At 59.1% G+C, this 19,156-nt stretch carries 17 protein-coding genes; 8 read left to right on the top strand and 9 right to left on the bottom strand.

Features of this window, described 5'->3' with window-relative positions; all coding sequences use genetic code 11:
* Window positions 1–29: 29 nt before the first annotated feature.
* The 3 genes from F2P67_RS08310 to F2P67_RS08300 form a co-directional block, all read right to left on the bottom strand.
* A complete protein-coding gene (locus tag F2P67_RS08310; RefSeq protein WP_166219315.1) occupies window positions 30–1,655 on the bottom strand; it encodes a methyl-accepting chemotaxis protein in 1,626 nt (541 codons plus the stop codon).
* A 309-nt stretch (window positions 1,656–1,964) separates the two neighbouring features.
* On the bottom strand, window positions 1,965–3,107 hold the full coding sequence (locus tag F2P67_RS08305) for a glycerate kinase (protein ID WP_166219313.1): 1,143 nt from the start codon (window positions 3,105–3,107) through the stop codon (window positions 1,965–1,967).
* 91 nt (window positions 3,108–3,198) lie between these two features.
* The gene (locus F2P67_RS08300) at window positions 3,199–4,323 is read right to left on the bottom strand and encodes a sugar diacid recognition domain-containing protein (protein ID WP_166219311.1); all 1,125 of its coding nucleotides are present in this window, start codon (window positions 4,321–4,323) and stop codon (window positions 3,199–3,201) included.
* A gap of 171 nt (window positions 4,324–4,494) precedes the next feature.
* Between F2P67_RS08300 and F2P67_RS08295 the strand changes: the two genes are divergently transcribed.
* Window positions 4,495–5,805, top strand: a complete 1,311-nt coding sequence (locus F2P67_RS08295) for an MFS transporter (RefSeq protein ID WP_166219309.1) — start codon at window positions 4,495–4,497, stop codon at window positions 5,803–5,805.
* Between the two features lie 164 nt (window positions 5,806–5,969).
* Here F2P67_RS08295 and F2P67_RS08290 read toward each other — a convergent pair whose 3' ends face one another.
* On the bottom strand, window positions 5,970–6,341 hold the full coding sequence (locus F2P67_RS08290) for a DUF6124 family protein (RefSeq protein ID WP_166219307.1): 372 nt from the start codon (window positions 6,339–6,341) through the stop codon (window positions 5,970–5,972).
* A gap of 549 nt (window positions 6,342–6,890) precedes the next feature.
* Entirely contained in the window at window positions 6,891–7,253 is a 363-nt protein-coding gene (locus tag F2P67_RS08285; protein WP_166219305.1) for a VOC family protein, read from the bottom strand.
* 98 nt (window positions 7,254–7,351) lie between these two features.
* Here F2P67_RS08285 and F2P67_RS08280 point away from each other — a divergent pair, with 98 nt between their 5' ends.
* The 3 genes from F2P67_RS08280 (at window position 7,352) to rarD (ending at window position 10,392) form a co-directional block, all read left to right on the top strand.
* The gene (locus tag F2P67_RS08280) at window positions 7,352–8,251 is read left to right on the top strand and encodes a LysR family transcriptional regulator (protein WP_166219303.1); all 900 of its coding nucleotides are present in this window, start codon (window positions 7,352–7,354) and stop codon (window positions 8,249–8,251) included.
* A gap of 68 nt (window positions 8,252–8,319) precedes the next feature.
* The gene (locus tag F2P67_RS08275; protein ID WP_166219301.1) at window positions 8,320–9,333 is read left to right on the top strand and encodes an aldo/keto reductase; all 1,014 of its coding nucleotides are present in this window, start codon (window positions 8,320–8,322) and stop codon (window positions 9,331–9,333) included.
* Between the two features lie 177 nt (window positions 9,334–9,510).
* Window positions 9,511–10,392, top strand: a complete 882-nt coding sequence (gene rarD / locus F2P67_RS08270; RefSeq protein ID WP_166219299.1) for an EamA family transporter RarD — start codon at window positions 9,511–9,513, stop codon at window positions 10,390–10,392.
* A gap of 126 nt (window positions 10,393–10,518) precedes the next feature.
* Here rarD and hppD read toward each other — a convergent pair whose 3' ends face one another.
* Both hppD and F2P67_RS08260 read right to left on the bottom strand, forming a co-directional pair.
* On the bottom strand, window positions 10,519–11,595 hold the full coding sequence (hppD, locus tag F2P67_RS08265; RefSeq protein WP_166219297.1) for a 4-hydroxyphenylpyruvate dioxygenase: 1,077 nt from the start codon (window positions 11,593–11,595) through the stop codon (window positions 10,519–10,521).
* A gap of 246 nt (window positions 11,596–11,841) precedes the next feature.
* Window positions 11,842–12,789, bottom strand: coding sequence for a DMT family transporter (locus tag F2P67_RS08260; protein WP_166219295.1), 948 nt, complete (start codon window positions 12,787–12,789; stop codon window positions 11,842–11,844).
* A 77-nt stretch (window positions 12,790–12,866) separates the two neighbouring features.
* Between F2P67_RS08260 and F2P67_RS08255 the strand changes: the two genes are divergently transcribed.
* The 3 genes from F2P67_RS08255 to F2P67_RS08245 all read left to right on the top strand — a co-directional run bounded on the left by F2P67_RS08255 (window position 12,867) and on the right by F2P67_RS08245 (window position 15,992).
* Window positions 12,867–13,739, top strand: a complete 873-nt coding sequence (locus F2P67_RS08255; protein ID WP_166219293.1) for a LysR family transcriptional regulator — start codon at window positions 12,867–12,869, stop codon at window positions 13,737–13,739.
* A 115-nt stretch (window positions 13,740–13,854) separates the two neighbouring features.
* On the top strand, window positions 13,855–15,390 hold the full coding sequence (locus F2P67_RS08250; protein WP_166219291.1) for an EAL domain-containing protein: 1,536 nt from the start codon (window positions 13,855–13,857) through the stop codon (window positions 15,388–15,390).
* Between the two features lie 236 nt (window positions 15,391–15,626).
* The gene (locus F2P67_RS08245) at window positions 15,627–15,992 is read left to right on the top strand and encodes a histone-like nucleoid-structuring protein, MvaT/MvaU family (RefSeq protein WP_166219289.1); all 366 of its coding nucleotides are present in this window, start codon (window positions 15,627–15,629) and stop codon (window positions 15,990–15,992) included.
* Between the two features lie 218 nt (window positions 15,993–16,210).
* Here the strand turns inward: F2P67_RS08245 and F2P67_RS08240 are convergent, their stop codons facing one another.
* Complete coding sequence (locus F2P67_RS08240) at window positions 16,211–16,729, bottom strand: DUF4946 domain-containing protein (RefSeq protein WP_166219287.1); 519 nt, start codon at window positions 16,727–16,729, stop codon at window positions 16,211–16,213.
* Between the two features lie 140 nt (window positions 16,730–16,869).
* On the opposite strand from F2P67_RS08240, the gene gloA reads away from it, so the two are divergent.
* Window positions 16,870–17,391 (top strand): lactoylglutathione lyase, encoded by a 522-nt coding sequence (gloA, locus tag F2P67_RS08235; protein WP_166219285.1) that lies wholly within the window; start codon window positions 16,870–16,872, stop codon window positions 17,389–17,391.
* 87 nt (window positions 17,392–17,478) lie between these two features.
* Here gloA and ahpF read toward each other — a convergent pair whose 3' ends face one another.
* Complete coding sequence (ahpF, locus tag F2P67_RS08230) at window positions 17,479–19,041, bottom strand: alkyl hydroperoxide reductase subunit F (RefSeq protein ID WP_166219283.1); 1,563 nt, start codon at window positions 19,039–19,041, stop codon at window positions 17,479–17,481.
* Window positions 19,042–19,156 lie beyond the last annotated feature (115 nt).

Genomic DNA, 19,156 nt, shown 5'->3' with positions numbered 1-19,156 from the left:
ATTGCGCGGTCTCCAGCCTTCACCCTAGGTCAAATCACAAACCGCGCCACCATCGCATTCAAATCCACCGCCAGACGTGACAGTTCATGGGTGGCGGCACTGGTCTGGTTGGCGCCGGCGGCCGATTGCGTGGCCAGATCACGGATGTTGACCAGATTGCGATCGACCTCTCGCGAGACCTGCGCCTGTTCTTCCGAGGCGCTGGCGATCACCAGGTTGCGCTCGTTGATCTGGTGAATCGATTGGGTGATCTGCTCCAGCGCAACGCCGGCAGCGCGGGCCATTTCCAGGGTCGACTGCGTCCGCTGGTTGCTCTGTTGCATCGAGGAAACCGCTTCGCCGGTGCCGTTCTGGATACCGGCGACCATTTTTTCGATCTCCTGCGTCGATTGCGCGGTGCGATGAGCCAGCGCCCGCACCTCGTCCGCCACCACGGCAAACCCGCGCCCGGCCTCACCGGCCCGCGCCGCTTCGATGGCGGCGTTGAGCGCGAGTAAATTGGTCTGTTCGGCAATGGCACGAATCACGTCGAGCACTTTGCCGATGTCGCGGCTCTGCGCAGCCAGACCTTCGATCATTTGCGCGGTGTTCTGCACGTCGTGGGTCATGGTCTGGATCGCGTCGACGGTTTTCACCACTTGATCGCGACCTTCGCGGGCGGCGTGGGTCGACTGGTTCGAGGCTTCGGACGTCGACACAGCGTTGCGCGCGACTTCTTCGACCGCCGCGGTCATTTCGTTGACGGCAGTGGCGGCTTGTTCGATTTCGTTGTTCTGTTGTTGCAGGCCGCGCGAGGCCTCTTCGGTGACCGCGCTGAGTTCTTCGGCGGCGGCGCCCAGTTGCGTGGCGGAGCCGGCGATCTGTTCGATGGTTTTGCGTAGGTTGGTCTGCATTGCGGCGAGCGCTTCGAGCAGGCGCGCCGGCTCGTCCTTGCCGTCGACTTCGATGGCTTTGGTCAGGTCGCCGCCGGCGATGGTTTGCGCCGCCAGCAAGGCGCGGTTCAACGGCGTGACGATGCTGCGGGTCAGCAACAACGCCAGCAATACCGTCGCCACGGCCGCAACCACTGCGACGATGATGATGCCGGTGATGGCGCTGTCGTAATGCTCACCGGCCTGGATCGAGGCTGCCTTTGCGTCGGAGGCGTTGATCGCAATCAGCTTGTTGAGCTGCTCGCCCATCTGATCGGTGCCGTCCTTGATGCGCGTGTTGATCAGGTTGCGCATCTCGTCGAGTTTGTCCTGACGCGACAATTCCATCATCTGGTTCTGCGCTTGCAGGTAGTTGTCCAGCGTACTGGCGAAGGTCTGATACAGCGCGCGTTCTTCGGCGCCTGCGGGTAGCGCAGCGTAACTGGCCTGCGCCGTGCGCACCTTGTCGACCAGCGCCGCGATGCGGCTTTGCGCTTCCTGCAAACCGGCAGGCTCGCGATTGACCAGCACACGGAAGGAAAGGATGCGTAAACGCAGGACGTTTTCCGTCACCACGCTGAGCTGAGTGACGCTGGGCAGCTGGGTCGAATCCATGTCGACGGACGCCTGACGGATGATCGACATGCGGTTGACGGCGAACACGCCAAGCACAATCACCAGCAAGGCGATGAAGGCAAAACCGAGGAAGGCACGGGGCGCGATATTCAGGTTACGCAAGGACATAGTTGGACTCTCGGATGAATGAAACTACGAGCGTCCATGCCGTGATCACTGGCCCGTGGGCGGGCTTCAGTCCGGCGTCACTGTTGTGAGAATGTTTGTGCGCGCCTATTGGCTGTATCGGCCAGGCTTTAGGAAGATTGCGGGTCAAGCGCAATTATTTTTCAGGGTGTTACAGGAATGAAACACCGCCCCGTTGGGCTGCGAAGTGGCCCCCTGCAATCTATCAGGTAAACCTCAAACGCAGGATTCGCGACTGCTGCGCAGTCGAACGGGGATAAATCCCCTCGCCACAGGGGATATTTATACAGTTCAGATGTGGTGTTTAGCCATTTGCCAGACCCGGGCGATGTCGGTGGCGCGTTCACGCAACAAGCGTGGTGCTTCGGCGCACGCCTGCTGCAGTGTCATCGGGCCGCTGGTCACGGCGAACGCTGCGTCGATGCCGTGCGCATAAAGCTCCTGATAGCCATCGCCCAGAGTCCCGGCAATGACAATCACCGGCACGCTGTGTTGTTTGGCGATGCGCGCGACACCAAACGGGGTTTTGCCTCGCAAGGTCTGTGCATCGAAGCGCCCTTCCCCGGTGATCACCAGATCGGCGCCTTTGACCGCTTCGGCCAGGCCCACCAGTTCCGCCACCACTTCGACCCCGGCCTGAAACTGCGCGCCAAGAAATGCCTTGGCGGCGAAACCCAAACCACCCGCTGCGCCGCTGCCCGGCTCATCGCGAACATCTTTGCCCAAGACCTGCGCACAGTGTTCAGCGAAGTGGCTCAGCGCTTGGTCCAGTTGCTGCACCTGCGCAGGAGAAGCACCTTTCTGCGGGCCGAAAATCGCTGACGCACCATGAGGGCCGCAGAGTGGGTTGTTGACGTCGGCGGCAATGTCGAAGCGCACCTGCGCCAGACGCGGATCGAGTTCGCTCAGATCCAGTCGCGCCAGTTGCGCCAACGCCAGACCACCCGGTACCAGTGCCTGATTCTGCGCATCCAGCAACCTCACGCCCAACGCCTGCATCGCGCCGGCGCCGCCATCGTTGGTCGCGCTGCCGCCAATCGCCAGAATTACCCGTTGCGCACCGGCGTCCAGCGCCGCACGAATCAGTTCACCCGTGCCAAACGTGCTGCTGATGCAGGCGTCACGCTGCCCCGGCGGCACCAGTTGCAAACCGCTGGCCTCGGCCATTTCGATGATCGCCGTGTGGTTGTGCGGCAACCAGCCCCATGCTGCATCCACCGGTGTGCCCAATGGGCCACGCACACGGCTGCGGCGCAGTTCGCCTTCACACGCGGCGAGAATCGATTCGACCGTGCCTTCGCCACCGTCGGCCATCGGGCATTTGACCAGCGTGGCCTGCGGCCAGACCTGCGCCAGACCCAGCGCAACAGCCTCGGCGACGCCTTGGGCACTCAGGCTGTCCTTGAACGAATCGGGGGCGATGACGATTTTCATGCGAATTCTCCAGTTCCAATGCCCCTCATGCTGCCAGTCAGCCTGCGCATTGACGCCTGTCCGTTGCACAAGTGGCGCAGGCGTTTATTGTTCATTTCGACAAATCGTCAGTCTGCGGCAGCAATTGCACACCGAGATACAGCGCCAGCATCCCGTCCAGGCGCAACGGATCGACACCGCTGATCTCGGCAATTCGTTCCATCCGGTAGCGCAGACTGTTGCGGTGAATCCCCAACGCGTCGGCGCAGGCCTGGCTCTGCCCGTCGTGATCGCACCAACTGCGCAGGGTCGCCAGCAGTTGGCCGTTACCGTCCTTGGCGATGACTTTACGCAAGGGTTTGAGCAGCTCATCCAGCGCGTCGTCATTGCGATGCCGCCACAGCATCACCGGCAGCCGATAACGGTTCAGGGTCAACAGGCGTGAATGCGGCAACACCTCGCGTCCGTAAGCCAGCAGATCGCCGACCCGCCGATAACAGCGACGCAGCCCCGCCAGACCATCGGCCTGCCCGCCCACCGCAATGCGCAAAACCTTCCAGCCCAAGCCATCGAGCTTCTCCAGCAAACGATCATGCTCGACGTTCTGACTGGCCGGCCTGCACCAGAGCAGCGACGACTTCGCCGAACTCACGCACCAACTGTCGGGATAACGCGAAATCAGCCACGCGCTCAATGCTTCGACGGCCTGCCCCGGCCCATGCTCCAGCCCCAACTCGAACAGATACGGCACCCGCGTCAATTGCGGCTTGAGCCCCAGTTGCTGGGCCTCATCGACCAGACGCGGTGAATCGCCGGCATCGGTCAGCAACAACGCCAGCAAATCATCGCAACGCTGACGCCGCCACTGCTGCTCGGCCTGCTGATTGCGCTGGCCAACGAGCATCTCGGCGGTCATGCGCACCAGTTGCGCGTAGGTGCGCAGCAGTTCTGGTTCACCCGTGATGCCGAGCACGCCGATCAGGCGTTGGTCGAGCATCAGCGGCAGGTTGATGCCCGGTTGCACACCTTTGAGATGCACGGCGGTCTGCGCATCGATTTCCACCACGCGACCGTTGGCCAGTACCAGTTGCGCACCTTCGTGGCGGGTGTTGATGCGCTCCGGTTCGCCACTGCCGAGGATCAGCCCCTGACTGTCCATGACATTCACGTTGTACGGCAAAATGGCCATCGCCCGGTCGACGATGTCCTGGGCCAGATCGTGATCGAGTTCAAACATGACAGCGGCAATCCTTCAAATCAGGCGTGGACGGTTGTTCACCCGCACAGGGTCTGGCGGCAAACCCTGTGCTCAGGCACAAAGACAATCCGGCCAAAGGTGACCGAGACTCTCGGGGCGATCAACGTTACCCTTTGCATCGCAAAAAATCATAATAAAGAGAGAGCCGCTATGTCGCAGAGCGCCGCAGCTACCCAGACCATCGAAGACGGTAAAAACGCCGTCTACAAACGCATCACCCTGCGTTTGATTCCCTTCATCTTCATCTGCTACCTGTTCAACTACCTCGACCGGGTCAACGTTGGATTTGCCAAACTGCAGATGCTCGACGCGCTGAAGTTCAGCGAAACCGTGTACGGCCTCGGGGCCGGGATTTTCTTTATCGGCTACGTGCTGTGCGGCGTGCCGAGCAACCTGGCGTTGACCAAATTCGGCCCACGACGCTGGATCGCGGTGATGATGATCACCTGGGGCACGCTGTCGACCTGCCTGCTGTTCGTCACCACGCCGACCCAGTTCTACACCCTGCGCCTGTTCACCGGCGCGGCCGAAGCCGGGTTCTTCCCGGGCGTCGTGCTGTATCTCTCGCAATGGTTCCCGACCTTCCGCCGTGGCCGGATCATGGCGTTGTTCATGTCGGCGATCCCGGTGTCGGGCCTGCTCGGCAGTCCGTTTTCCGGCTGGATCCTCAACCACTTCGCCGCCGGCCAAGGCGGTTTGGCTGGCTGGCAATGGATGTTTCTGCTGCAAGGCATTCCGACCGTGGTCCTCGGTTTGCTGGCGTACTTCCTGCTGAGCGACAGCTTCGCCAACGCCAAATGGCTGACCCCGCATGAACGCGCCGTGCTCGAAGCGGATCAGGCCGAAGACCTGGCGAACAAACCGAAAACCACTTCCGATTCGCTGCTGGCGGTGTTCAAGAACCCGGCCATCTGGGCGTTCGGTCTGATCTACTTCTGCATCCAGAGTGGCGTGTACGCGATCAACTTCTGGCTGCCGTCGATCATCAAGAACCTCGGTTTCAGCGACAACCTGGTGATTGGCTGGTTGAGCGCAATTCCGTATCTGCTGGCGGCGGTGTTCATGCTGGTGGTCGGGCGTTCGGCTGACCTGCGCAAGGAGCGTCGCTGGCATTTGGTGGTGCCGATGCTGATGGGCGCAATCGGTCTGGTGATTGCGGTGAACTTCGCCGCCAACCCGGCGATAGCCATTCTCGGTCTGACCATTGCGACCATGGGCGCACTGACTGGCCTGCCGATGTTCTGGCCAGTGCCGACGGCGATGCTCAGTGCCGGTGCGGCGGCTGGCGGTCTGGCACTGATCAACTCGATGGGACAAATGGCCGGGTTCCTCAGCCCGTACCTGGTCGGTTGGGTCAAGGACAGCACCGGCTCGACCGATGCGGCGTTGTATCTGCTGGCGGGCGTGATTGTCGGCGGAAGTCTGCTGGCGTTGCGGATGACGCGGACGTTGCGGGCCTGATTATTGGCAGGTACACAAAAACGGCCCACTTCGGGCCGTTTCTCGTTTAGATCGTTCCCACGCTCCGCGTGGGAATGCAGCCCGGGAAGCTCCGCGTCCCTTCTAAAGCTGGAACGCGGAGCGTCCCTTGAGGCATTCCCACGCAGAGCGTGGGAACGATCTGGCTAGAGCGGTGTTTCTGTCTTCAACTCCAGATTATCCAGCGCTCGATTCACCGCCAGCTCGCCGAGCATGATCAACTGGGCAATCCCCAACAACACATGCCGCTGCGATCCGTCCACCAATCCGGCGAAGTCAGTGGCCATGATTTTCGCCGAGGTCAGGGTTTCGCAGGCATCGGCCAGCAGTTCTTCGCTCTCGATGCCAGGGGCGATCAGGTAGCGAGCGTGGGGTTTGAGCAGCGGTTTTCTCGGCAGCAGCGGATTGAGGTAGTGATCGAGCGCACGGTCGGCGGCTTCGTGAAATTTCTTCGAGTCGAGGGTTTCGTAGGGCGAGGTTGTGTCGGTTTCGGGGGGATTGGGTGTTGGTTTGATCATGTTTGAATCTCCAAATCAGAAAAATGGAGCCATCAAACTTCGCTACCAAACGAAGAGGTGGTGGCCATACACGGGTTGGTAGACCGGTGACTTGGAGAACCGGCGCGCTCGAAAGCGCCCCACGCATGGCCACCATAAAAGCACGGACGCATAAGCGTCCGAATACGGTGAGTTGCGCAACAAGTCAGATCCGGGCTACCAAACCCGATCGCTGTTTTTCAGCGACAGGACAACGATAAAACCCGGCCCTCAAGCGCACAAGCCGGCGGATTCTGGCTTAGTCGTAGGCAACGGCGCAAGGTCACGTAGGCTCGGTGCGTGTCTGGAAGTGTCCTTTAAACGCATGGCTTAAACACTGTGGCGTCGATGAGAACCTACCCCCTCACCCCAGCCCTCTCCCCCAAGGGGACGAGGGGGAAAGGGAGCCGATTTGTGTGTTTGTCAAAACCTGAGTTCGACTCGATATCTCAGGTCGATGTACCTCGTGAGATCTCTTCGGTCGGCTCCCTCTCCCTCCGGGAGAGGGCTGGGGTGAGGGAGCCCTTGATTCTAGGCCACCGATTTCGCATCCAACTCAAGAACCACCCCGCCCGGCATCTGCACAAAAACCTGCCAGATCCCATCCTCCGGCACCTGCGCCACTTGATACGGCAACCCACTCCCCTGCACCCGTTTCAAAACCACCTCCGCATCTTCATCCGTACGAAACGCGATGTGGCTCAACGCCGTTTCATCAAACGTCGGCTGCTCGATCACATGCACCACCGCCTGCTCATCCTGATACAGCCAACGCCCGGGAAACGGAAATGGCGGGCGACGCCCCGGCTTCAGCCCGAGCAGCGCCTCGAAGTTGTTCTGCAAGGTCTGGCCATCGGCGGTGTTGAAGGCCAGGTGATCGAATGTCCAGGTCATGCTCATCTCCAGCGGTTATTCACTGATTGCAGTCTCCACGCTTGCCAATCGATAAAAAATCCCGCTAAAACGCAAAGATCTTTAAAGGATTTTTATCAATGAGCTCGATTCTCGATCTGGAGATTTTCGTTCGCGTGGCCGACTCCGGGAGCATATCCGCCGCCGCCCGAGCGCTGGAGTTGACCCCGGCAGCATGCAGTATTGCTCTGAAACGACTGGAAACGCGGCTCGGCATTCGCCTGCTCGCGCGCTCCACCCGCAGCATGCGCCTGACCGAAGAAGGCCGGCGCTATCTCGACAGCGTGCGGTTGGCGCTCGACACACTGGCCGAAGGTGAGCATGCCCTCAAACAACAGACCGAAGGCCTGAGCGGCATACTGCAACTGGCGGCGCCGTCGGATTTCGGGCGTAACGTGTTGCTGCCGTGGCTAGACGATTTCAAGCGCGAACACCCGCACATTCAACTGCAACTGTTACTCAACGACCGGCATGCGGATCTGTTTCGCGAGACGGTGGATGTCGCCCTGCGCTTTGGCGTGCCGAGTGATTCGACGCTGGTGGCGTTGCCGATACTGCCTGAGCATCGGCGTGTGGCCTGCGCCAGTCCCGCGTATCTGCAGCGCCACGGCACGCCACTGAATCCCGCCGAATTGCACAAGCACAGCGCCCTGCTCTACCTGCGTAACGGTCGGCCTTACAACACCTGGCGTTTCCATCGCGACGATGAAACGGTCGAAGTTGAAGTGTGCGGCGACTACCTCAGCGACGACGGCGAAGTCGCCCGCCGCTGGGCACTCGCCGGACACGGCATCGCCTACAAGGCCTGGCTTGATGTCGCCGACGACGTGCGTGCCGGACGGCTGGTGACGCTGTTCGACGACTGGCTCGGCGAGAGCGTGCCGTTCAATCTGCTGTGCCCGCACCGGGTGCAGGTGTCGGTGCGGGTCAAGGTGTTGCAGGCATTTTTGCAGGAACGCTGTCGCGCGCTGAGTCCATAATTCACTTTGCGACGTCGGAAGGTTCTGGTATTTGATTGGAGTTTTCCCACCGACAAAAGGATTTCGGCATGAGCTATCGCACACTGGGTCACTCGGGCTTGCAGGTGTCGACCCTGACCCTCGGCACGATGATGTTTGGCGAGCAAACCAGCGCCGACGATTCGCTGCGCATCATCGACAAGGCCTGGGATCAGGGCATCAATTTCATCGACACCGCCGACGTCTACACCAACGGCCGCTCGGAAGAGATCGTCGGCGAAGCGATTGCCCGTCATCGTCACGAGTGGGTGCTGGCGAGCAAAGTCGGCTTCGGCCCGGTGGATGGCGTGCCGAACCGCAGCGGTTTGAGCCGCAAGCACATCTTCAATGGACTGGAGGCCAGCCTGACCCGGCTGGGCACCGACTACCTCGACATCTATTACCTGCACCGCGAGGATCACAACACGCCGCTGGAAGTGACGGTCTCGGCGATTGGCGATCTGATCCGGCAGGGCAAGATTCGTTACTGGGGCCTGTCGAACTATCGTGGCTGGCGGATTGCCGAGGTGATTCGTGTCGCCGACAACTTGGGTGTTGATCGGCCAGTGATCAGTCAGCCGCTGTACAACATCGTCAACCGTCAGGCTGAAACCGAGCAGATCACCGCAGCGCAGACTTACGGCCTCGGCGTGGTGCCTTACAGCCCGCTGGCGCGCGGCGTGCTCAGCGGCAAATATGCGCCCGACGTGAAACCGGACGCCAATAGCCGCGCCGGGCGTCAGGACAAACGCATTCTGGAAACTGAATGGCGCGTGGAGTCGTTGCGTATTGCCCAGCAGATTCAGCAATACACCGAGCAGCGCGGCGTCGGGATGGTCGAGTTTGCGATTGCCTGGGTGCTCAACAATAGCGCCGTGACCTCGGCGATTGTCGGGCCGCGCACTGAAGAACAGTGGGATGCGTACACCAAGGCGCAAGCGGTGAAGATCACGGCTGAGGATGAGGCGTTTATTGATTCGCTGGTAACGCCGGGGCATGCGTCTACGCCGGGGTTTAATGATGTGAGCCATTTTGTGTCGGGCCGAAAACCGCGTTCGGCATAAGATCGCTGCCCTCACCCTAACCCGTCCCCCTCCCTCTGGGAGAGGGCTGGGCGGGCGTCGTTCCGATGAGGGGGCTTTTTGGATCATGTACAAAATTTTGACCACCCCGACCAATATTCAACACAAAAACCACGTATCCTGCGCGCCCCGTTTCACCATCACCCCCGCGAGGACAGTTTGTCTAAAGGTATCGCTCTCTCGGTGACAGCATCGACGCTGTTTGCCGTCATGTATTACTACACCTCGTTGCTCACCCCATTGAGCGGCGTGGAAATCTTCGGTTGGCGAATGCTGCTGACCGTGCCCTGCATGACCGTGTTCATGTTGTTGTCCGGCGAATGGCGGCGGGTGCTGGAGTTGCTGCGCCGGGTCCCTGCGCTGCCGAAGCTGATCGCAGGCCTGATCCTTTCGTCAGCACTGTTGGGTGTGCAGTTGTGGCTGTTCATGTGGGCGCCGCTCAATGGCTACAGCCTTGACGTGTCGCTGGGCTACTTCCTGTTGCCGCTGGCCATGGTGCTGACTGGCCGTATCGCCTACGGCGAAAGCTTGTCGTACCTGCAAAAAGTCGCGGTGTTTTTTGCCAGCCTCGGGGTGCTGAACGAGCTGTATCAGGTTGGCGGTTTTTCCTGGGCGACGCTGGTGGTTGTGGTCGGCTACCCGCTGTACTTCGTGCTGCGCAAGTACCTGAAGACCGACAACCTTGGCGGTTTGTGGGTCGACATGACGCTGATGCTGCCGGTCGCCTACTGGTTTGTGCGGGGCGGCGAACAAGGCTTTGGTGTGTTCGATCAATACCCGGGGTTGATGTGGCTGATTCCGCTGCTCGGTTTGATCAGTGCGTCGGCGCTGGTGGTGTACATCATTGCCAGCCGCCTGTTGCCGTTCAGCCTGTTTGGATTGTTGAGTTATGTGGAGCCAGTGCTGTTGCTGGGCGTGGCGTTGTTGCTCGGCGAGAGCATCAAACCCGGTGAATGGCTGACCTACATCCCGATCTGGCTGGCAGTGGTCGTGCTGGTGTTTGAGGGGTTCAAACATCTGATGCGCCAGCGCCGACCTTAAATCCGGCGCAAACAAAAGTGGGAGCGGGCTTGCCCGCGAAAACGATCGGTCATTCAACGTATTGGTTGTCTGATCCGACGCCTTCGCGGGCAAGCCCGCTCCCACAGTTTTTAGCGGTGCAGCAAATTACTCGGTAGCGAGTACGCCACGACGCACCTGGTCACGCTCGATCGATTCGAACAGTGCCTTGAAGTTGCCTTCGCCGAAACCGTCGTCACCCTTGCGCTGAATGAACTCGAAGAACACCGGGCCCATCAGGGTTTCCGAGAAGATCTGCAGCAGCAGACGCTTGTCTTCTTTATCCGATGCACCATCGAGCAGGATGCCGCGCGATTGCAGTTGATCGACCGGCTCGCCATGGTTTGGCAAACGGCCTTCGAGCATTTCGTAATAGGTGTCCGGCGGCGCGGTCATGAAGCGCATGCCGATTTTCTTCAGCTGATCCCAGGTCTTGATCAGGTCGTCGGTGAGGAACGCGACGTGCTGGATGCCCTCGCCGTTGAACTGCATCAGGAACTCTTCGATCTGGCCGGCGCCCTTGGACGATTCTTCGTTGAGCGGGATGCGGATCATGCCGTCCGGCGCGGTCATCGCTTTCGACGTCAGGCCGGTGTATTCGCCCTTGATGTCGAAGTAGCGGATTTCGCGGAAGTTGAACAGCTTCTCGTAGAAGTTCGCCCAGTAGGCCATGCGACCGCGATACACGTTGTGGGTCAGGTGGTCGATGATCTTCAGGCCGGCACCGACCGGGTTACGGTCAACGCCTTCCAGGAACACGAAGTCGATGTCGTAGATCGAGCTGCCTTCGCCGAAACGGTCGATCAGGTACAGCGGCGCGCCGCCAATGCCTTTGATCGCCGGCAGGTTCAGCTCCATCGGGCCGGTTTCGATGTGAATCGGCTGGGCGCCGAGTTCCAGTGCGCGGTTGTAGGCTTTTTGCGAATCCTTGACGCGGAACGCCATGCCGCACACCGACGGGCCATGCTCGGCCGCGAAGTACGAGGCGACGCTGTTCGGTTCGTTGTTGAGGATCAGGTTGATCGCGCCCTGACGGTACAGGTGCACGTTCTTGGAGCGGTGGGTCGCGACTTTGGTGAAGCCCATGATCTCGAAGATCGGCTCCAGGGTGCCAGGAACCGGCGAGGCGAGCTCGATGAATTCAAAGCCCATCAGGCCCATTGGGTTTTCGTATAAATCTGCCATGTTGGCGCCTCATCATTTCTTATCAATTAACCAGAGTTATTTGTCAGTAATGCTGAGATCGCCGGGTGGCGCACAGGAGATGCCACGCACACTGCGGGCGAGGAAGTCACCGTAGATCAGTTGAAACCCGAATATCTTCATTGTCGACCCAAGGCTCTTGCGGGCGAGGCTTCTGCTGCCAGAAGACGATTATTATTGTATGCGTAACCCGATTCTACACAGCGTAAATAGGGTTGTCTGCCCTCTCTATAAAATCCGCCTTTTGGCCGTGGGCGCAAGGGGTTTGTTGCACAGGTAGATACCCGCGAGGATCAGCGCGCCGCCCACGCACATCGTCAGTGTCAGTTGCTCGCCCAACAGCAGCGCGCCAAGAATCACTGCCGTCAGCGGGTTGAGCGCGATGAACACGCCCGAACGCGTCGCGCCGATTTTACGGATGCCGTCGTAGTAGCCAATGTAAGCCAGCGCCGAGCCGAGCACGCCGAGGTAAATCAGGCTGAGCCATTGCGCGATGCCGAGCGTCATCAGAGCCGCCCCGCTCACTTCGCCACGCAGCGCCGCCAGCGTGCAGAGCATCAACGTACCGATCAGGATCGAATACGTCACGGTCTGGACCGGGCCGAGAGCCTGGTTCAGTCCACGCGAAAAAAGCGAATAAACGCCCCAGCCGAGTACGCAGCCGAGGATCAGCAAATCACCCTTCCAGGCGTCCGGCGTGGTGCCCAACAGTTGCGGATTTCGGCTGACAATCACCAGGCCGGCACCGGCAATACAGATCGCAATACCCGCGACTTTTAGCCTCCCCAGGCGCTCTTTGAACAGTAGCCATGAAACCACACCGATCACCGCCGGATTCAGCGCGACGATCAGCGATGCCCGCGAGGCATTGATGTATTGCAAGCCGTAAAAGAAGCACAGGTTATAAAAGAAAATCCCGAAGAACCCGAGCAACGCCAGTTGCAGCCATTGCCTCGGTGTCGGTCGCGCCAACGGAATCCGTGCAAGCCACAGGAAAACCAGCAACGCGGCGCTGGCCAACAGGAAACGCAGGCTGGCCGCGAAAAGCGGGGTCAGGCTGCCGGCAAGGAAACGCCCGGCGACAAAGGTGCCGCCCCAGATCATGGTAACTCCGGCGAGCGTCAGATAAACCGGCATATCTGAGGTTGTAGCGTGGGTTTGCTCGAAAATACGCATAACGTTCCAGGCGGCAGAATTGGGGGATGGCGTATCATTCACCTCATTTCAAGTCATCGTAAAATGAGCAAATACTCATGACCCTCACTCAGCTCGAGATTTTCTCGCTGGTCGCCGAACTGCGCGGCTTCACCCTCGCCGCGCATCGTTTGGGCATTTCACAGTCGGCCGTGTCACACGCGATGAAATCCCTTGAGCAGGAACTCGGCGTCGAACTGCTGCGGCGGCATCAGTCGCAGGTTGAGCTCAGCGACATTGGCGAGCAGTTGCTGCTGCGCGCACGGGCCATGCTCGGACTGGCCAACACCCTGCGCCAGGAAGCAGCCGATGCGCGCGGCATGAAGAGCGGCACGCTGCGCATCGGTTCGTTCGGCCCGACATCGTCGATCAAACTGTTGCCGAAAATCCTGCAGCGCTATCGCGCCGAACACCCAGGCATCGAAGTGCACGTTGATGAAGGCCCGGATCGACAAGTGCTGTTGTGGCTGGAAGAGCGACGGATCGACATCGGTTTCGTGGTGTTGCCTGAAGAGCGTTTCGACACGTTTGCCTTGGTTGAAGATCAGATGGTCGCCCTGCTTCCCGCGCAACACCCTCTGGCCACGCGTAACGAAGTCAGCCTGCAGGAGCTTTGCGTCGATCCGTTCGTGCTGACCGAGGCCGGTTCTTCGGAACTGGTTTCACGACTGTTCAACGCTGCGCGGCTGCAACCGAACATCCGTTATCGCTGCTCGCAATTGCTCAGCACACTCGACACCGTCAGCCGTGGCGACGCGATCACCGTGGTGGCGCAAAGCTCATTGCCGCAGGCGCTAAACGCTCATTACGTGACGAAACCGCTGTCACCGGCTGTCAAGCGTCAAGTCGGCCTCGCCGTGCTCGATCAGCGCCAGTCTTCACCTGCCACACTGGCTTTTATCGCGCTCGCCACAAAGATGTTTCAACGATGAGCGGCACAAGCGCCATCGGCCATCTATCCTCCCCACTGGCTCAAGTTTTTTTCAGCGGCGCGCCATTGCCAGGCGGGCGTTTGAGAGCCTCACTCCTTCGCGACAGGATGCGCCCATGCCGTTGACCGTCAGACCCCGCCGCAAGCGCAGCACCCGGATCATCGTGACGCTGCTCAGCGGTTTGCTGCCGGTCGTGCTGGGCAGCGTCATTCTGTACATGCAGGCCGAACGCACCCTGCAGCAAAGTTCGCTGCACACCGCCGAAGAAGCCTTGCGCCAGTTCGAGTTGATGCTCGACAACACCGCCCAGTCTGCCCGAGAGCTGCTGCCACTGGCCGGACAACCCTGCGCTTCGGCCACACTGGCCCTGCGTGAACAGGTAACACAGCGTCCATTCGTGCGCTCGACCAATCTGGTGTGGGACAACAATCTTTACTGCAGCTCGCTGTTCGGCGACTACAACGAGGCGGTCATCCCGGGAAACTACAATCAGGGCAAATTGTGGTTGATGAACGGCAACCCCGTGACACCGAATACGGCGTTGCTGGTGTACCGGCTCAGCGAAGGTCGCGGCGGTGCGCTGACCACTCTCGATGGTTATCACCTGAGCAACGTTTTGCGCCTGATCGGGCGACACACCCTGCTGCTTTTGCAGGTGGGTGACAATTGGCTGACCGCCGATGGCACTGTGCATCAAGGGCCGCTGCCCGCATTGCCGGTTGCGCAGAGCATGCTCAATTCTTCGCGTTATGCGTTCAGTGTTTCCGCCGGTTTTCCCGAGGGTGAAATCTGGGAGTACATGAGCGACGAGTACCCGCCGCTGTTCAGTCTGCTGATGTTTTTCGGTGTGGTGTCCGGCGCCATTGGCCACGTTATTCAGAAACGCTCGACGTCACCGACTCATGAAATGCTGCGCGCGATGGAGGCTGGCGAGTTCATTCCCTACTTTCAACCCGTGGTGCACGGCGACAGTCGACAATGGTCTGGCGCGGAAGTGCTGATGCGCTGGAATCATCCCAAGGAAGGTCTGGTTCGCCCGGACTTGTTTATCCCGTTTGCCGAGCACTCCGGATTGATCGTGCCGATGACCCGCGCGCTGATGCAACAGACAGCGGCCCTTCTCGCGCCCATGTCCCCAGGTTTTGCAGCGCCGTTTCATATCGGCATCAACATCACTGCCAGCCACTGCCAGGATCTTGAGCTGATAGAGGATTGTCGCGAGTTTCTCGCCGCTTTCGCGCCGGGCAGTGTCAGCCTGGTGCTGGAGTTGACCGAGCGTGAGCTGATCGTGCCCACCGACACCACGCATCAACTGTTTGAACAACTGCACGCCTTGGGCGTGAAGATCGCCATCGACGACTTTGGTACTGGCCACTCAAGCCTGGGTTACTTGCGTAAATTCAACGTGGACTTTCTCAAGATCGATCAAAGTTTTGTCGCCATGATCGGTATCGACGCGCTGTCACGGCATATCCTCGACAGCATTATCGAACTCTCGGCCAAGCTTGATTTGGGCATTGTCGCCGAAGGTGTCGAGACGCAAGAACAAGCCGATTATCTGGCGGCACATCACGTCAACTTTCTGCAGGGCTATCTGTTCGGTCGGCCAATGCCGGCGGCGGACTTCATTGACGCATTAAGTAATCATTAACTAAACGGATTTAACCCTGATACGCCGACAAGACGCACCAAATTGATACAAAAACACCACGACTGTTACATGCAGAAAACGTCAGGATTTACTCCTGACGCATTAACTACTACAATTTTTCATACCTGTTGCAAGATTGGCAGGTGAGCCATTTATCACCGAGTCGCTTCAAGGCTTTTGGCTTAAAGCTTTGTTCGCGGTTGGTATCAGCCAAATACACTATTGGAGTAAAGATATTGTCCAGACTCGCTGAATTTCGCGCAGCTGAAAAGGCCCTTCAGGAACAGCTCAAGCAGCTGGAGTCGCTGAAGAATGATGCCGGGCTCAAGAAAGAAATCGAATTCGAAGAAAAGCTCCAGGGGCTGATGAAAACCTACGGCAAAGGCCTGAAAGACATCATCGCCATTCTCGATCCGAACCCTGCAAAATCCGGCCTGCAGGTCGCCGCAGCCCCTAAAACCCGCCGCGCTCGCGTGGTCAAGGTTTATCAGAACCCGCACACCGGCGAACTGATCGAAACCAAGGGCGGCAACCACCGCGGCCTGAAAGCCTGGAAGGAACAATACGGTGCAGCCACCGTTGATTCCTGGTTGCGCGGTTAATCTCGTTGCAACACAAAAGCCCTGCTGACGCAGGGCTTTTTTTTGGACAATATCTAACAAATGAAATGAATTTCATCGAACAAGTTGCGAATTATCTGTAACGTCGCGCAGCCGCAAGCCTAAACATTGTGCTGCTTGATGTTGCGGTTTTGGCTCGACGTAAAACTTTGTGCTTAATCCGTTCAGGTATCTAATCGAGTCGTGAGAAGAACAGCCGCCTAAAGTTTCAAGCTGTTTCTCGCTGCCACTATTTCGTCCGAGCTCGCTTTATAAGCCTCAGCCTGCCCGGCGTAAGAAAGAACATAAGCCTTATCAGCCTTGACTGCCGCGACCAGCGTTTGCGATAACACATGACGACCATTTTCAGTGATCGTGCACGTGGTCTCCAACGCCTCCAAAGAACCCAGCCTTGCCGCATGGACTTTGTTGCAGACACTCTGATAACCGCCCTGGAAAAAGTCTTTTTGAATGGACTTGCGCATCTCCAGCAATACGCCTTGCAAGTTCACCTGATGACCGGCCTCAACCTGAGTCATGGTCAACTCCATCACCATGACCTGGTTGCCATCGGCGTCAGTCTTGACCGCGCGCTGACGGGAAACCTGCGGTGCATTATTGTTCAGCGGTTCGACCTCCCAACCGGCCGGCCAGGTGATGCCTGGCTCATCGGCCAGCACGCCAGCGGCGAAAAGACACAAGCCAGAAAAAACAAACAGGGGTTTACAGAGTCGGATCATTGCCGGTCGCACTCGCGGATTGAGTCGTAAAGTCTGAGGCTCACCCGCCCACAGAGCAAGCCCGCGCATTGGGTTTGGCGATGCCGACAGGCATGCGTATCATTGCGTCCATTCACTCGCCCCATTGTTACGGAGGGCCTATGAGCCTGCACGAACTGAACACTTTCCCCGGCGTTACCGCCACACCAGACAGCGCAACCCTGAACTTTGTGTTCAACCACACCATGCTGCGCGTGAAGGACATCACCCAGTCTCTGGACTTCTACACCCGCGTACTGGGTTTTTCGCTGGTTGAAAAGCGCGACTTTCCGGAAGCCGAATTCAGCCTGTACTTCCTCGCCTTGGTCGACAAGGCACAGATCCCGGCCGACGCTGCTGCGCGCACCGAATGGATGAAGTCGATTCCGGGCATCCTGGAACTGACCCACAACCACGGCACCGAAAACGACCCTGACTTCGCTTACCACAACGGCAACACCGACCCGCGCGGCTTCGGCCACATCTGCATTTCGGTGCCGGACATCGTTGCGGCTTGCGCACGCTTCGAAGAACTGGGCTGCGACTTCCAGAAACGCCTGACTGATGGCCGCATGAAAAGCCTGGCGTTCATTAAGGATCCGGATGGTTATTGGGTCGAGATCATTCAGCCTGCGCCGCTGTAACTGACTTCATCTGACATTCCGAAAATGTGTCAGGCATTAAAAAACCCCATGATCACTCATGGGGTTTTGTGTTTTCAGGCCTGACGTTTACGCCGGAGCAGACGTACGGATCAGGTGATCGAACGCGCTGAGGGATGCCTTGGCGCCCTCGCCCACCGCGATCACGATCTGCTTGTACGGCACCGTGGTTACGTCGCCGGCCGCAAAGATGCCAGGGATCGACGTCTCGCCACGGTTATCGACAATGATCTCGCCGCGAGGCGACAGCTCGATGGTGCCTTTGAGCCAGTCGGTGTTCGGCAGCAGACCAATCTGCACAAAGATCCCTTCCAGTTCGACCGTACGCAACTCGTCAGTGTTGCGATCCTTGTAGCGCAGGCCGTTGACCTTCTCACCGTTGCCGGTGACTTCGGTGGTCTGGGCGCTGGTGATCACGGTCACGTTCGGCAGGCTGTGCAGTTTGCGCTGCAATACGGCATCGGCACGCAGTTGCACGTCGAATTCCAGCAGCGTCACCTGGGACACGATACCGGCCAGGTCGATAGCCGCTTCAACGCCGGAGTTACCGCCGCCAATCACCGCCACACGCTTGCCTTTGAAGAGTGGGCCGTCGCAGTGCGGGCAGTACGCCACGCCTTTGTTGCGGTATTCCTGCTCGCCCGGCACGTTCATTTCACGCCAGCGCGCACCGGTCGCCAGAATCACGCTCTTCGCTTTGAGGGTTGCGCCACTGGCGAAACGGACTTCGTGCAGCTCGCCGTTCTTGCCGGGAATCAGCTTGTCGGCGCGCTGCAGGTTCATGATGTCGACGTCGTACTGTTTGACGTGTTCTTCAAGCGCCGTGGCCAGTTTCGGGCCTTCGGTTTCCTGCACGGAAATGAAGTTCTCGATGGCCATGGTGTCGAGCACCTGACCGCCGAAACGCTCGGCTGCAACACCGGTGCGGATGCCTTTACGTGCGGCATAGATCGCTGCCGATGCACCGGCCGGACCACCGCCGACGACGAGTACGTCAAAGGCTTGCTTGGCATTGATTTTCTCGGCCTGACGCTCGATGGCGCCGGTGTCGAGTTTGGCGAGAATTTCTTCCAGGCCCATGCGGCCCTGACCGAAGTTTTCACCGTTGAGGTAGATGCTCGGCACGGCCATGATCTTGCGATCGTTGACTTCGTCCTGGAACAACGCGCCGTCGATGGCGACGTGGCGGATGTTCGGGTTGAGCACGGCCATCAGGTTCAGCGCCTGGACGACGTCCGGGCAGTTCTGGCAGGACAGCGAGAAGTAAGTCTCGAAGCTGAACTCGCCTTTGAGTGAGCGAATCTGCTCGATCACTTCGACGCTGGCTTTCGATGGGTGACCGCCGACTTGCAGCAAGGCCAGCACCAGCGAAGTGAATTCGTGGCCCATCGGAATGCCGGCGAAACGCAGACTGATGTCAGCGCCGGGGCGATTGATCGAGAACGACGGTTTGCGCGCATCATCGCCGCTGTCGATCAGGGTAATCTGGCTCGAAAGACTGGCAACGTCTTTCAGCAGTCCCAGCATTTCACGGGATTTCGCACCGTCGTCGAGGGATGCAACGATCTCGATCGGCTGGGTGACCCGTTCCAGGTACGATTTCAACTGGGCTTTAAGATTGGCGTCCAACATACGGGCGATCTCCTGAATAAATTTGAGGCGAAAAAAAACGCCCGAGCGAATCTCGCCCGGGCGTTTTTATTGGGCGGTGCAGCGTACTTAAGTAGGTGCGGAGTCCCGCCCTGAG

Origin of the sequence: Pseudomonas atagonensis (genome assembly GCF_011369485.1) — a bacterium.
Classification (GTDB): Bacteria; Pseudomonadota; Gammaproteobacteria; order Pseudomonadales; family Pseudomonadaceae; genus Aquipseudomonas; species Aquipseudomonas atagonensis.
The sequence above is the reverse complement of the archived record's forward strand: the minus strand, read 5'-3'. Positions and strand labels throughout refer to the sequence as shown.